14 protein-coding genes are annotated in these 13941 nt (G+C 74.0%); 9 read left to right on the plus strand and 5 right to left on the minus strand.

All coding sequences use genetic code 11. The features are described from left to right. Positions 1-205: 205 nt before the first annotated feature. The gene (locus ADY01_RS22325) at positions 206-859 is read right to left on the minus strand and encodes a TetR family transcriptional regulator (RefSeq protein ID WP_049576598.1); all 654 of its coding nucleotides are present in this window, start codon (positions 857-859) and stop codon (positions 206-208) included. Further along, positions 856-1716 carry a sugar phosphate isomerase/epimerase family protein gene (locus tag ADY01_RS22330; RefSeq protein WP_049576600.1) on the minus strand — a complete coding sequence of 287 codons (861 nt, stop codon included), beginning with the start codon at positions 1714-1716 and terminating at the stop codon, positions 856-858. Before ADY01_RS22330 ends, ADY01_RS22325 begins: the two co-directional genes overlap by 4 nt. A 73-nt stretch (positions 1717-1789) precedes the next feature. Between ADY01_RS22330 and ADY01_RS22335 the strand changes: the two genes are divergently transcribed. Both ADY01_RS22335 and ADY01_RS22340 read left to right on the plus strand, forming a co-directional pair. Beyond that, on the plus strand, positions 1790-2569 hold the full coding sequence (locus tag ADY01_RS22335; RefSeq protein WP_049576602.1) for an ABC transporter ATP-binding protein: 780 nt from the start codon (positions 1790-1792) through the stop codon (positions 2567-2569). Continuing rightward, complete coding sequence (locus tag ADY01_RS22340; RefSeq protein ID WP_049576605.1) at positions 2566-3303, plus strand: ABC transporter permease; 738 nt, start codon at positions 2566-2568, stop codon at positions 3301-3303. The genes ADY01_RS22335 and ADY01_RS22340 overlap by 4 nt, the downstream gene beginning before the upstream one ends. Before the next feature lie 30 nt (positions 3304-3333). On the opposite strand, the gene ADY01_RS22345 is transcribed toward ADY01_RS22340, so the two are convergent. Beyond that, complete coding sequence (locus ADY01_RS22345) at positions 3334-4275, minus strand: Ppx/GppA phosphatase family protein (protein ID WP_049576606.1); 942 nt, start codon at positions 4273-4275, stop codon at positions 3334-3336. 36 nt (positions 4276-4311) lie between these two features. Between ADY01_RS22345 and ADY01_RS22350 the strand changes: the two genes are divergently transcribed. Next, on the plus strand, positions 4312-5271 hold the full coding sequence (locus ADY01_RS22350) for a hypothetical protein (protein WP_078900507.1): 960 nt from the start codon (positions 4312-4314) through the stop codon (positions 5269-5271). A 9-nt stretch (positions 5272-5280) separates the two neighbouring features. Here ADY01_RS22350 and ADY01_RS41345 read toward each other — a convergent pair whose 3' ends face one another. Next, entirely contained in the window at positions 5281-6306 is a 1026-nt protein-coding gene (locus ADY01_RS41345) for a hypothetical protein (protein ID WP_049576610.1), read from the minus strand. A 152-nt stretch (positions 6307-6458) separates the two neighbouring features. Here ADY01_RS41345 and ilvD point away from each other — a divergent pair, with 152 nt between their 5' ends. Further along, a complete protein-coding gene (ilvD, locus tag ADY01_RS22360) occupies positions 6459-8315 on the plus strand; it encodes a dihydroxy-acid dehydratase (RefSeq protein ID WP_049576613.1) in 1857 nt (618 codons plus the stop codon). 15 nt (positions 8316-8330) lie between these two features. Here the strand turns inward: ilvD and ADY01_RS22365 are convergent, their stop codons facing one another. Further along, positions 8331-10472: a protein kinase domain-containing protein gene (locus ADY01_RS22365; RefSeq protein ID WP_049576616.1), complete on the minus strand. Its 2142-nt coding sequence runs from the start codon at positions 10470-10472 to the stop codon at positions 8331-8333. Positions 10473-10597: 125 nt separating this feature from the next. Here ADY01_RS22365 and ADY01_RS22370 point away from each other — a divergent pair, with 125 nt between their 5' ends. The 5 genes from ADY01_RS22370 (at position 10598) to proC (ending at position 13707) form a co-directional block, all read left to right on the plus strand. Beyond that, positions 10598-11125, plus strand: a complete 528-nt coding sequence (locus ADY01_RS22370) for a hypothetical protein (protein WP_049576618.1) — start codon at positions 10598-10600, stop codon at positions 11123-11125. 136 nt (positions 11126-11261) lie between these two features. Then, positions 11262-11594 (plus strand): ArsR/SmtB family transcription factor, encoded by a 333-nt coding sequence (locus ADY01_RS22375; RefSeq protein WP_049576621.1) that lies wholly within the window; start codon positions 11262-11264, stop codon positions 11592-11594. Next, positions 11591-11878 (plus strand): hypothetical protein, encoded by a 288-nt coding sequence (locus ADY01_RS22380; RefSeq protein ID WP_049576623.1) that lies wholly within the window; start codon positions 11591-11593, stop codon positions 11876-11878. The genes ADY01_RS22375 and ADY01_RS22380 overlap by 4 nt, the downstream gene beginning before the upstream one ends. 206 nt (positions 11879-12084) lie before the next feature. Continuing rightward, entirely contained in the window at positions 12085-12849 is a 765-nt protein-coding gene (locus tag ADY01_RS22385) for a class I SAM-dependent methyltransferase (RefSeq protein WP_049576626.1), read from the plus strand. A gap of 54 nt (positions 12850-12903) precedes the next feature. Continuing rightward, on the plus strand, positions 12904-13707 hold the full coding sequence (gene proC, locus ADY01_RS22390) for a pyrroline-5-carboxylate reductase (protein ID WP_049576629.1): 804 nt from the start codon (positions 12904-12906) through the stop codon (positions 13705-13707). Positions 13708-13941 lie beyond the last annotated feature (234 nt).

Consider the following 13941-nt stretch of genomic DNA (forward strand, 5'->3'; position numbering starts at 1 on the left):
GCGTTGCCGCATCACCCGAGTGCTCCCCCGGACTCCGTCCGGGAGGTGCCCCCACGCACGAGGGCGATCCGGCTCCCTCCTTGCCCGCCAACGGGCAGGAGGGGCCCAGCGATGCACCGCACCGGGCGCCGCTCCTCGACGGGCGAACCCTGACCGACGCGGCACCAGCGACCGGCGCGTAGCGGATCGCGCGCTCCGGCGCCCTTCAGCGGGCCTCCCCCAGGGACCGGCCCGCCTCGCCCGTCAGATGGTGCTGCACGACCGGGGCCAGGCGGCGGATCAGCTCCTCGGCGGGTGCCCCGGCCAGGGGCTCGGCCTTGAGCACATAGCGCAGCAGCACCGTTCCCACCAGCTGCGAGGCGGCCAGCTCGGCGCGCAGCTCGGCGTCCGGGGCGTCGAGACCGCCGGCGATGCGCGAGAGCAGCTGCTGGGTGACGAAGCCGCGGAAGATGCGGGCGGCGGTCTCGTTGTTCATCGCGGAGCGGACGATGGCGAGGAGCGGGCTGCGGGTCACCGGGTTCTCCCAGATGCCGAAGAACAGCCGGGTGAACCGTTCGCCGAACTCGTCCGCGGCGAACTGCGCGTCCTGCGGCAGCCCCTGCGTGGCGGGGGCGGCGGCCGCGGCGACGGCGGCGGCGAAGACGCCCTCCTTGGTGCCGAAGTAGTGGTGGACCAGCGCCGGGTTGACCTCGGCGCCCCGGGCGATCGCCCGGATGGACGCCTTGTCGTAGCCGGACGCGGCGAACGCGGTGCGCGCCGACTCCAGGATGCGGTCCTTCGCGGCCGGGGTGCCGTCGGCCGTCTCCGCCCGGGAGGGGCGCCCGCGTCTGCGGGTCGGCTTGCCGACGGGAGCGCTCACCGGGGGTCCGCGCCGTTCGCCGAGGGCGCCGAGGGTGCCGAGGGCGCCGAGGGCGCCGTGGTGGCCAGGTGGAGCCGGGTGAACGCCAGCGCCTCGGCCAGGTCGGCGCGGCGGGCCGCCGCCGAGACGGCCCTGCGGGTGTTGACCTCGACCACCACATGGCCCCGGTAGCCGGTGGCGGCGAGCCGTTCCAGCAGGGCGCCGCAGGGCTGGCTGCCGCGCCCGGGGATCAGGTGCTCGTCCTTGCCCGAGCCGGTGCCGTCGGCGATGTGGACGTGGCCGAGCCGGTCGCCCATGCGGGCGGCCATGGCCAGGGCGTCGGAACGGGCCGTGGCGGTGTGCGAGAGGTCGAGCGTGTAGTGCGGGAAGTCCTCCTCGGTGGGGTCCCAGGCGGGCGCGTAGGCCAGCAGCTCGCGGTCCCGGTAACGCCAGGGGTACATGTTCTCCACCGCGAAGGTGACGTCGGTCTCGTCGCCGATGCGCTGGATGCCGGAGACGAAGTCCCGCGCGTAGCCGCGCTGCCAGCGGAACGCCGGGTGCACCACGACGGTGTCGGCCCCGAGCCGCGCCGCGGCGTCCTTGGTGCGCAGCAGCTTGCGCCAGGGGTCGGTGCCCCAGACCCGCTGGGTGACCAGGAGGCAGGGGGCGTGCACCGCGAGAACGGGGACCTGGTGCAGGTCGGAGAGGCGCCGCAGGGTGTCGAGGTCCTGGCTCACCGGGTCCGTCCACACCATCACCTCGACGCCGTCGTAGCCGAGGCTGCCGGCTATCTCGAAGGCCGCGGTGGTGTTCTCCGGGTACACGGAGGCCGTCGAGAGCGCGACCTTCGCTTCCGGAACGGGTACCTGATTCGCCACGGCGCCAAGCCTACGTCGGGTGCTCCCCGTTCCCCGCTTGACCGAGCGCCGCCCGGAGGAGCATATTAAACGCATGATGAATAAAAACGAGCCGGGTGACGCGCCCCCGTCACCCGCCGTGCGAGCGCACGGCCTCCGGGTGGTGCGCGGGGGCGCGGAGGTACTCAAGGGGCTCGACTTCACCGTCGAGCGCGGGAGCGTGACCGGGCTGCTCGGGCCCTCCGGTTGCGGCAAGACCACGCTGATGCGGGCCGTGGTCGGCGCGCAGGCCAGGGTCACCGGCACGCTCGACGTGCTCGGCCGCCCGGCGGGCAGCGCCTCGCTCCGCCCCCGCCTCGGCTATGTCACCCAGGCGCCCTCCGTCTATCTCGACCTGACCGTGCGCCAGAACCTCGACTACTACGCCGCCGTCCTCGGCATCCGGCGTGCCGACCGGCACGACCGCGTCGCGGCGGCCCTGGCCGACGTCGACCTCGTCTCGCACGCCGACGCCCTGGCGGCCACCCTGTCCGGCGGACAGCGCTCCCGCGTCTCGCTCGCCGTCGCGCTCCTCGGCACCCCCGAGGTGCTGGTGCTCGACGAGCCGACGGTGGGCCTCGACCCGGTGCTGCGGCGCAGCCTGTGGGACCTGTTCCACCGGCTCGCCGCCGAGCGGGGGGTCACGCTGCTGATCTCCTCGCACGTCATGGACGAGGCGGACCGCTGCCAGCGGCTGCTGCTGATGCGCGGCGGCCGGATCCTCGCCGAGGGCGCGCCGGACGAGCTGCGCCGGCGCACCGGCACCGAGTCGATCGAGGAGGCGTTCCTGCATCTGGTGGACGCCGACAGGAAGAGGGAAGAGGCGTCCCGATGAGCTTGGCCACCACCCTCGCCACCGCCCGCCGCGTCCTGCGCCAGCTGGGCCACGACCCGCGCACGGTGGCGCTGCTCCTGCTGGTGCCCGTGATGCTGCTGGTGCTGCTGTACTACGTGTTCGACTCCGACCGCGGCTCGTTCGACCGCATCGGGTCCTCGTTGCTCGGCATCTTCCCGATGGTCACGATGTTCCTGGTCACCTCCATCGCCACGCTCCGCGAACGGACCTCGGGCACGCTGGAGCGGCTGATGACCATGCCGCTGGGGAAGGGCGACCTGATCGCCGGGTACGCGCTCGCCTTCGGCGCGTTCGCCGCCCTCCAGGCCGGGGCCGCCACCGGAGTCGCGCTCTGGTTCCTCGATCTCGACATCGCGGGCTCGCCCTGGCTGCTGCTGTTCGTGGCGCTGCTCAACGCGATCCTCGGCACCGCGCTCGGCCTGTTCGTCTCGGCGTTCGCCGCCTCGGAGTTCCAGGCCGTGCAGTTCATGCCCGCGATGATCTTCCCGCAGATCCTGCTCTGCGGCCTCTTCGCGCCGCGGGACGCCATGCAGCCGGTGCTGGAGTACGTCTCGAACGTGCTGCCCATGTCCTACGCGGTGGACGGCATGACCGAGGTCCTGCGCAACTCCCAGGTCACCGGCGACTTCTGGCGGGACGTCGCCGTGGTCTCCGGCATCGCGCTCGGCGTCCTCGCCCTCGGCGCCGCGACGCTCCGCCGCCGCACGGCCTGAGCCGCGCGGCGCGGGCACGCGGCGCGCGCCTCAGGCGGCCTCCGCCATCCGCATCCGGTCCAGCCGGCGCAGGATCACGCCCTCGCGCAGGGCCCAGGGGCAGATCTCCAGCGTCTCCACGCCGAACAGGTCCATCGCCGCCTCCGCCACCAGCGCGCCGGCGAGGAGCTGCCTGGCCCGGCCCTCGGAGACGCCGGGGAGCTCCTGGCGGGCCTCCACCGACAGCTCCGCGAGCCGCTGTCCCCAGGTCCGCAGGTCGGGCGCGCTCAACTCGCGTCGTACGTAGAGCCCGTCGGTCGACCGCGCGGCGCCCGCGATCCGCGCCAGCTGCTTGAACGTCTTGGAGGTGCCCACCACCCGGTCGGGCGCGCCGTGCCGCGTGAAGTTCCCGACGACGCGGGCCACTTCGGAACGGACGAAACGGCGCAACGTCCGCACGTCCGCCGGGTCGGGCGGGTCGCCGGGCAGCCGGGCCGCCGTCAGCCGCCCCGCGCCCAGCGGCAGCGACTCGGCGGCGTCGGGCTCCTCGTCCAGGCCGAAGGCGATCTCCAGCGAGCCGCCGCCGATGTCGAACATCAGCAGCCGCCCCGCCGACCAGCCCAGCCACCTGCGCGCCGCCAGGAACGTCAGCCGCGCCTCGTCCTGGCCGGACAGCACGCGCAGCTCGACGCCGGTCTCCCGCGTGACCCGTTCCAGCACCGCGTCCGCGTTGGTCGCCTCGCGCACGGCCGAGGTGGCGAACGGCAGCAGGTCCGCGACGCCCTGGTCCTCGGCGACCTCCAGCGCCTTCCGCACGGTGGAGACCAGCCGTTCGACCCCGCCCGCGCCGATCGAGCCGTCGCTCTCCAGCAGCTCCGCCAGCCGCAGCTCCGATTTGTGCGAGGAGGCCGGAAGCGGACGCGCGCCGCGGTGCGCGTCGACGACCAGCAGATGGACCGTGTTGGAACCCACGTCGAGAACTCCGAGCCTCATGACGGCCAACGCTACCTTGCCCTTACCCTGGCGGTTGTGGCGAAGACGAAGAGGGCGAAGCAGGGCAGAACCGTCCCGGCGGGCGATCCCGCCCCCCAGCATTTCGACGGCGCGCGCCGTCGCGCGGCCGGGGACGAGGTAGGACTCGACCACCCGCGCGCCTGGGTGGAGTTCCCGGATCCGGCCGACGCGGAGCAGGTGTTCCGCTGCGATCTCACCTGGCTGACCTCCCGCTGGGAGTGCGTCTTCGGCCGCGGCTGCCAGGGCATCGCGCCGGGCCGCGCCTCCGACGGCTGCTGCACGCTGGGCGCGCACTTCTCCGACGAGGACGACGAGAGGCGCGTGAGCGGGCACGCGGAGCGGCTGACCCCCGAGACCTGGCAGTTCCACGGGGAGGGCACGTCGGCGGCGGGCTGGACCGAGCTGGACGAGGACGGCGAACGCCGCACCCGCCGCTTCCAGGGCGCGTGCATCTTCCTCAACCGCCCCGGCTTCGGCGGCGGCGAGGGCTGCGCGTTGCACACGCTGGCGCTCGCCGAGGGGCGCGAGCCGCTGGAGACCAAGCCGGACGTCTGCTGGCAGCTTCCGGTGCGGCGGACCTACGAGTGGGTGGAGCAGCCGGACGGCGAGCAGCGGCTGCACGTCTCGATCGGCGAGTACGACCGCCGCGGCTGGGGTTCGGGCGGCCACGACCTGCACTGGTGGTGCACCGGCTCGCCCTCGGCCCACGGGGCGGCGGAGCCGGTGTACCTCAGCTACCGGGCCGAGCTGACCGAGCTGATGGGCAAGGAGGGCTACGACCAGCTCGCCGAGCTGTGCGCCCAGCGCCTGGCCTCGGCGCCGCGCCTCCTGCCGCTCCTGGCCCCCCACCCGGCCGACCCCGCCGACCTGCCGGACCCGGTGAACGCAGAGGACGCGGCCGACCCGGGGGACGCGGTGGACCCGGCCGACGCGGCGGGCCCGGTCGAAGGGGCCGACGCCGCCGCTCGGGGCTGACGCCCCGCGTCACCCGAGGGCCCGCACCACGTCCTCGGCCAGCGCGGTCAGCTCCACGTCCAGGTCCTCGGGCAGCTCGGGCGCCTCGTCGGGGCCGTAGTCGTGATAGCGGACGGTGGCCCAGACGTTGGACCGCAGCAGCCACATCTCCTGCCCGCGCTCGTCCCGGGACACATGCCAGGTCGCCCCGGCGATCTCCTCGGCCTCCATGGCGAAGGTCCCGGCGGCGTAGTAGGCGGCACCGGCCGCGTCCGCCGGGGCCTCGGCCGAGGAGCCCCTCCACGGGTAGCGGTCGAAGGCCACCGTCAGCCTGCCCCGGTCGCCGTCGTACGCGCACAGGTCCGTCTCGGGCCCGTCGTCCCCGCCGCCCGGGGGAGGCTCGGGCGGCTGCCGCCACTGCGTGCCCAGCGCCCGCGCGGCGTCCTCGGACACCGCGCACGGGTCGGGCACGTCCGCCAGCACCTCACCCCCCGGCCACCAGTCCGCCTGCCACGGCGCGTCCGCGCGCAGCGCCGCGCCGGTGAGGACCCCGGTCCCGACCAGCACCGCGGCCCACAGCGCGCCGAGGCGCCGCCCGTTCCAGCCGCCTGAGGGCCCGGCCGTGCCGACCGTCACCGCCTCGCCCTCCGGAACGGCCGACCGCAGCAGCTCCACCCGCGCCGCGAACCGCCCCGGCGTCACCCCGAGGCCGCCCCGCAGCGCCGCGGGCCTGCGGCGTTCGCCGTCCCGGGTGAGCAGTTCGACCGCGCCGGGCGCGACCGTGATCAGGCGCAGATGGTGCCAGGGGATCACCGTCCCGGCGCCGGAAAGCCGCCGCTCGTGCACCCCGGTCGGCGTGAGGACCACCCGCTCACGCAGCAGCCGTGCCCCGTGCCACGCGGTCAGCGCGGCGAGCGCCAGCGCCACCGGCGGCAGCGCGGAGAGCTGCCCGCGCGAGGCCGCCCACGCCAGGGCCAGCCACCCGGCGGCCACCCCCGCGGTGACCGCGACCAGCCCGCGCGGTGCCCCGATCCGTACCCGTTCCGACCCCGCCATGCCCAACCCCCCGGTCGACCCTGCGGCATGACAGCCTAGTGGCGCACCGCGCCCTCGTGTCTCGTATCGCGGTATCCCCGTCCCGGAAGGCGGGCCGCAGGCGTAGCCTCGGGTGGCAGACGCACGCCTCTGTGAAGGAGAGGGTCATCACCATGGCGACACTGAGGTCCCGCACAGTCACCCACGGCCGCAACATGGCGGGCGCCCGCGCCCTGCTCCGCGCCGCAGGCGTAGCGCGCGAGGACTTCGGGAAGCCGATCATCGCCGTGGCCAACAGCTTCACCGAGTTCGTCCCGGGCCACACCCACCTCCAGCCGGTGGGGCGGATCGTCTCGGAGGCGATCTCCGCGGCCGGCGGCATCCCCCGCGAGTTCAACACCATCGCCGTGGACGACGGCATCGCCATGGGGCACGGCGGGATGCTGTACTCCCTGCCCTCCCGCGACCTGATCGCCGACTCCGTGGAGTACATGGTCGAGGCGCACTGCGCCGACGCCCTGATCTGCGTCTCCAACTGCGACAAGATCACGCCCGGCATGCTGATGGCCGCGCTCCGGCTGAACATCCCGACGGTCTTCGTCTCCGGCGGGCCGATGGAGGCGGGCAAGACCACCCTCGTCGACGGCACGGTCCGTTCCAACCTGGACCTGATCCACGCCATGTCCGAGGCCGTCACCGACACCACCTCGGACGAGGACCTGCTGCGCATCGAGGAGGCCGCCTGCCCGACCTGCGGCTCCTGCTCCGGCATGTTCACGGCCAACTCCATGAACTGCCTGGTCGAGGCGCTGGGCCTGGGCCTCCCCGGCAACGGCTCGGTGCTCGCCACCCACACCGCCCGCCGCGAGCTGTACGAGGCCGCGGGCCGCACGGTGGTGGAGATCACCCGGCGCCACTACGAGCAGGACGACGCGACCGTGCTGCCGCGCGCCATCGCCTCGCGCGCCGCGTTCGAGAACGCGATGGCCCTGGACGTCGCCATGGGCGGCTCCACCAACACCGTGCTCCACCTGCTGGCCGCCGCCCAGGAGGCCGGGCTCGACTTCGGCATGACCGACATCGACGCGGTCTCCCGCCGGGTCCCCTGCGTGTGCAAGGTCGCCCCCAACGGCGCCTACCACATGGAGGACGTGCACCGCGCCGGCGGCATCCCCGCGATCCTGGGCGAGCTCCAGCGCGGCGGCCTGCTCAACGAGGGCGTGCACACCGTCCACTCCGACTCCCTGGGCGAGTGGCTCAAGCGCTGGGACATCCGCGGCGGCTCCCCGTCGCCCGAGGCGGTGGAGATGTTCCACGCGGCGCCGGGCTGCGTCCGTTCCGCCAGCGCCTTCTCGCAGTCCGAGCGCTGGGAGACGCTGGACACCGACGCCGCCGGTGGCTGCATCCGCGACACGGCCCACGCCTACTCCGCCGACGGCGGCCTCGCCGTCCTCTACGGGAACCTGGCGGAGGACGGCTGCGTGGTGAAGACCGCGGGCGTGGACGAGTCGGTCTGGACGTTCGAGGGACCGGCCGTGGTGGTCGAGTCGCAGGAGGCGGCCGTCGAGGCGATCCTCGCCAAGCGGGTCACGGCGGGCGACGTGGTCGTCGTCAGGTACGAGGGCCCCCGGGGCGGCCCCGGCATGCAGGAGATGCTGTACCCGACCGCGTTCCTCAAGGGGCGCGGGCTCGGCGCCACATGCGCGCTGATCACCGACGGCCGGTTCTCCGGCGGCACCTCGGGCCTGTCCATCGGCCATGTCTCGCCCGAGGCGGCGGCCGGCGGCACCATCGCCCTCGTCCGCGACGGCGACCTGGTCCGCATCGACATCCCGGGGCGCGCGATCGAGCTGAAGGTCTCCGACGAGGAGCTGGCCGCGCGCCGGGAGGCGCTCGGCGGCCGGTTCGAGCCCGAGGGGCGCGAACGGAAGGTGTCCCTCGCGCTGCGCGCCTACGCGGCCATGGCCACCAGTGCCGACAAGGGCGCGGTGCGGGACATCAGCATGCTCGAAGGCCGACGCGACGGCTGAGCGCGCCCGCGCGCCTCACTCCTCGCCGACGCGCGTGGCGTACAGGGTGTTCCCCAGGGTCACCACGTACGCCACGCCGTCCACCACCACCGGAGGGGACGCGTACGCGTCGCTTCCCAACCCGGACGTGCCCGGGTGCGCCTCCCCGGTCCCGACGACCGAGCCGTCTCCGGCGTCCACCTGGTGCAGGCGGCCCTCCCCGTCCGAGACCCAGACCGAACCCTCGGCGATCCCGGGCCGGGACATCGCGGAGACGCCGATGTTCTCGTTCCACAGGACCGTGCCCTCGGCGGCGTCGACGGCGGTGAGCTGGCCGCCCATGGTCGAGGCGTAGACGATGCCGTCGGCCACCACGCTGCGCGGCTCGGCGGGCTGCGGCAGCTCGGTCCGCGTCCACTCGCCGCTTTCGAGGTCCATCCTCATCACACCGATGATCACCGGGAGTTCGGGGTCGACCTCCTGGAAGTAGGCCGCTTCCCCGTCCAGTCCGACCGGCTCCAGCACGCCCGCGACGTCGTCCGGCGGGCGACGCGGCGTGGGCCACGCCTCGCGGCCCAGGGAGTCGATCAGCATGAGCTGGGGGTCGTCGCCCAGGTCGCCGGACCGGGTCTCCACCAGCACCCCGCCGCGGTTGCCCAGCGTCCGCGTGATGTACCGGCCCGGCGCCTCCCACATGCCCACCGGGTCCTGCCAGCCGGTCTCGTAGAAGCGCAGCGTGGACTCGCCGTTCTGGAGCATCAGCGTCCCGAACACCTGGTGCAGTGCCCCGGCCAGCTGGGGGGCGTCGATCTCCCACAGCTCCCGGCCGTCGATGTCCAGCGCGACGAGCCCCTTGTCCGAGCGGGTGTAGACCGTGTCGTACCCGGTGATGGCCTCCGGGCCACCCATCGCGTCGCGCGGGCCGTCGTAGCGGAGGACCTCCTCGCCGTTCCGGTCGAGGACCACGGTGAGCTTGCCGCCGCTCGTGCAGAGCAGCCCGGCGTCGGCGGGCTTGCAGGCGAAGCCCTCGGTCGGCGCGTCCAGCACGCCGAACTCCCGCAGGTCGATCTCCCACGGCTCCAGGTCCTCCGCCGACGGGGCCGCCACCTCGCCGTCCTCGTGGCCCGCGCCCGTGTCCGCAGGGGACTGGGCCAGCCACATCCCGCCGCCCGCGGAGGAGAGCAGCACCGCGGCCGCGGCCGCGCCCGCCAGCCAGCGCCGCCGACCGCGCCGCGGCCCGGCCGCGGTGCCCCGCTCCCCACCGGGCTCGGTGTCCGGCGCCGCCGGCTCCCCTGCCGGTTCGTGCGCGGGGGCGTGCGCCGGTGTCGCGTTCACCAGCGCGGCCCGCGCCCTGGTGTCCGCCAGGTCCGCCATGCGCAGCAGCGCGGGCAGCCCGGGGCGCCGCGCCGGGTCCTTGGCCAGGCAGAGCGAGACCAACTCCCGCAACGACTCCGGCACATCGTCCAGCTCGGGCTCCTCGTGCACCACCCGGTACGCCACCGCCAGCGGGTCGCCGAGGAACGAGCCGCCCGGCTCGAACGGGCTGTGCCCCGTCGCCGCGAACGCCACCACCGCGCCCAGCGCGAACACGTCGGCCGCCGTCGTGGCGTCCGCCGCCCCGGTCAGCTGTTCCGGTGCCATGAACGGCGGCGAGCCCAGCACCGCGCCGACCTCCGTCAGCCGGTGACTGTCCGTCAGCGCCCGCGAGATGCCGAAGTCGATGACCCGCACCCCGTCCTCGGCCAGCAGCACGTTCCCCGGCTTGAGATCCCGGTGCACCAGCCCGCAGCCGTGGATGTCCTGAAGCGCCTCGGCCAGTTGCGCCCCGACCCGCGCCGCCTCGCGCACGGTCAGCGGCCCCTCCCGTTCCACCCGGTCGGTCAGCGAGCCGCCCGGCACGTACAGCGTGGCCAGCCACGGGGGATCGCCGTCGGGGTCGGCGTCCACCACGGGGGCGGTGAACGCGCCGCTCACCCGCCGCACGGCCGCCACCTCGCGGCGGAACCGCGTCCTGAACCCGGGGTCCTCGGCGTACTCGGACCTGATCACCTTGACCGCGAGCCGCCGCCCGGCCACGGTCCTGGCCAGATAGACCACGCCCATGCCGCCGCTGCCGAGCCGCCGTTCCACCACATACGCCCCGAGCCTCTCCGGCGCGGGGCCGCGCTGGCCGTTCATGACAGGTCGTCGTTCAGGGCCGGTTCGTCGTTCATGGCATCTCCCCCGTGCGTGCGATGCCTCGTGGGCGGATTGTGCAGGGACAGCGTACGACGCCGTCGGTGGGCACCGTCATAATCGTCCGTATGTCCCCATCGCACCCGCACAGTGAGCAGAACGGACTGCCGGACGAAGAGCCGCGGCCCGAGCCGATCCGGTTCTACGGCACCCACTGGGTCGATCACACCGGCGGCTACGCCCTGCGCCGCTCCCTCCTCGGGCCGCTCGCCGCGGTGCTGGCGGTGGCGGGGGCGGGGGTGCTGTGGTTCGTCTACGCCGGCCTGGAGGGCTCCGAGACGGCCGGGTGGCTGCGGGCGCTGGTCGTCATCGCGGTGGTGATGTGCAGCGTGATGGCCTTCATCCGCACCTGGAGCGGGTACAGCCGCCCGCGCGGCGAGACCGCGGTGGACGACTCGGCGTTCCGCAGCATCAAAGTGGTGGGCTTCGTAGGCGTGTTCACGGCGTACGCGGTGCGCAGCGCGGTGGAGGCGCCCGGCGAGAAGCTGCTGCGGGCGGACCACGAGGCCGCGCTCGACCGGTTCCGGCGGGGCACCGCGAAGCGCTCACGGAACCCGGCCAGGCGCGCCGGGCGCCGCAGGCGCCAGCGCTCCTGAGGGGTGCCGGGGGCGCGGGCCCCCGGAGACATCCCAGGGAAACCCCTGAGTCCACCCGGACATGTGTCAGCTTCGATTGACAGGTAGCCGGGGTGTTGGGAATCTTGCGTGGCACCACCCGGAACGGAGGGTCGCGATGAGCGGTGACGAGCTGCTGAAGGTCCTGACCGCCCTTGGCAACCCTCACCGGATGCGCATCATCGCCGCGCTCTGGGCCCGGCGGAACTACGTCAGCAAGCTCGCCCGCGAGATCGGCATCAGCCGCCCGCTGCTCCACATGCACCTCCAGCGGCTGGAGGCCGCCGGGCTCGTCATCGGCTCGCTCGAACTGTCCGACGACGGCAAGGCCATGAAGTTCTTCGAGGTGGCGCCGTTCGTCTACGAGCTGAGCCCGCGCACCGTCGCGGACGCCGCCGCCACGCTCACCCAGGCGGCGGACCGGCAGCGGGAGAAAGAGGAAACGAAGTGAACAACGCAACCGTCACGGTGGCCGACGACCCGGCCGGAGTCTGGGCGGCCGGCCTGGGCACCGCCGGCGTCTTCGCCTTCCTCATCGTGGTCGTCTGGCAGATAGCCGCCACCTGGCGGGCCCGCATGCTGGCGTCCCGCGAGGAGGAGTTCAAGCGCCTGGCCATCAAGTACGGCGAACTGCTGGAGGACAACACCGAGATCCTGCGCCGTTACACCGACGAACTCACGGAGACCCGCAAGTCCGTCACCTCGATGGAACGGATGATGCGCGAGCTCGACTGACCCGGCTCGCGCTCCGCCGCCGGCGTGAGGACACCGACGACGCCAAGGAGAACCGCCATGCGTGGCCTGCACAGAATCGTCCGCCGCCTGCGTCCGGCGCCTCGCGGGGAGTACGCCAACGACGGCTTCCCACGGGTGCATCCCCGCCCCAGGCCCGGTACCGACCCGCGCGGTGTAAGGCGGTGGCGGCGGGGGAGTTGACCGCCATGACCCTTCCGGACTTCGCCACCTCCTTCAACGCCGTCGCCGCCCAGTACGCCGCCTCCCGCCCGACCTACCCGCCCTCCCTCTACGACGCCGTCGAGGAGCTGGCGGGACGCCCGCTGGCCGGTGCCGACGTCGCGGACGTGGGCGCCGGCACCGGCATAGGCACGCGCCCCATGCGGGAGCGCGGCGCCCGCGTCACCGCCGTCGAGCCGGGCCCCGGCATGGCCGCCGAGCTCCTGCGCCACCTCCCCGGCACCACCCTGGTCCGCGCCCTGGGTGACGCGCTGCCGTTCGCGCCCGGCTCGTTCGACCTGGTCACCTACGCGCAGTCCTGGCACTGGACCGACCCGGCCCGTTCCGTTCCCGAGGCGCTGCGCGTCCTGCGGCCCGGCGGCTCGCTCGCCCTGTGGTGGAACGTCACCGACCGCAGCGTCCCCTGGGCCGAGGAGCAGGTCATCCGGCTCAAGCGGCGGCTGCCGCGCTACCGCAGGGACGGCGTCACGGACAAGGCGCCCGCCCTGATCCGCGAGGTCGACCCCGCCCTCGCCCCCGTCTACCGCGAGCTGCGCTGGAGCCGCACCGAGCCGCTGGCCGCGCACCTCGCGACGCTCGCCACCCACTCGCCGTTCGCGGTACTCGGGCCCGAGGGATCGGCCCCGATCCTCGCGGCGGAGGAGGAGGCGCTGTCCGCGGCCTTCCCCGACGGGCAGGTGGAGGAGCGGTACACCGTGCGGCTGACCGTCGTCTCGCGGGACGCCCGCTGATGGGAGGATGAGGGCACAAGCCTTCCTCCTCGACAGAACAGGGTGAGCCGCGCCATGCCGCACAAGATCGCCGTTCTCGGCACCGGAAAGATCGGTGAGGCCCTGCTCGGAGGCATGCTCCGGGCGGGGCGGTCCGCCTCCGACCTCCTGGTCACCGTGCGGCGCGAGGAGCGGGCGCAGGCGCTGCGGGCCAGGCACGGCGTGGAGGTGGTGACCAACGCGGAGGCCGCCAAGACGGCGGGGACGCTGATCCTGGCCGTGAAGCCGCAGGACATGCCGACCCTGCTGGAGGAACTGGCCCCGCACACCCCGGCCGACCGGCTGGTGATCAGCGCGGCGGCGGGGATCACGACGGCGTTCGTCGAGTCCCGCCTCACGCCCGGCACGCCGGTGGTGCGGGTCATGCCCAACACGCCCGCGCTGGTCGACGAGGCGATGTCCGTGATCTCCGGCGGCACGCACGCCGGGGAGCGGCACCTCGCGCGGACGGAGGACATCTTCAACGGCGTCGGCAAGACGATGCGGCTGCCGGAGACGCAGCAGGACGCGGCGACGGCGCTGTCGGGCTCCGGTCCGGCGTACTTCTACTTCCTGGTCGAGGCGATGACGGACGCGGGCATCCTGCTCGGCCTGCCGCGCGACAAGGCCCACGACCTGATCGTGCAGGCGGCGATCGGGGCGTCGGTGATGCTCCGGGACAGCGGCGAGCACCCGGTGACGCTGCGCGAGGCGGTGACGTCACCGGGCGGCACGACGATCAGCGCGATCCGCGAACTGGAGAACCACGGCGTCCGGGCCGCCCTGATCGCGGCCATCGAAGCGGCCCGCGACCGCAGCAGGGCGCTGGCACAGCCGTGACCTGCCCTGCGGGTGGCTTGGCCGTTCGTGGCTGGGGCGGTTTCCGAGGCTTTACGCAGCCCCGTTGGGGCGAGCCTCCAAGATCGGGGGCCCGATCGGGGAAAACGCGGTGGGGCCCAGGGGCCCGATCCGCTGGCCAGCGTAAGGGCCCCCGATCTCTCGCCCCAACGCGGCTCCTGCCCAAAGCCTCTCCAACCGCGTGGGGGGTCCGCATACCTGGGGCCGGTGGGGGTT

Origin of the sequence: Streptomyces sp. SBT349, from assembly GCF_001083795.1 — a bacterium.
GTDB lineage: Bacteria > Actinomycetota > Actinomycetes > Streptomycetales > Streptomycetaceae > Streptomyces.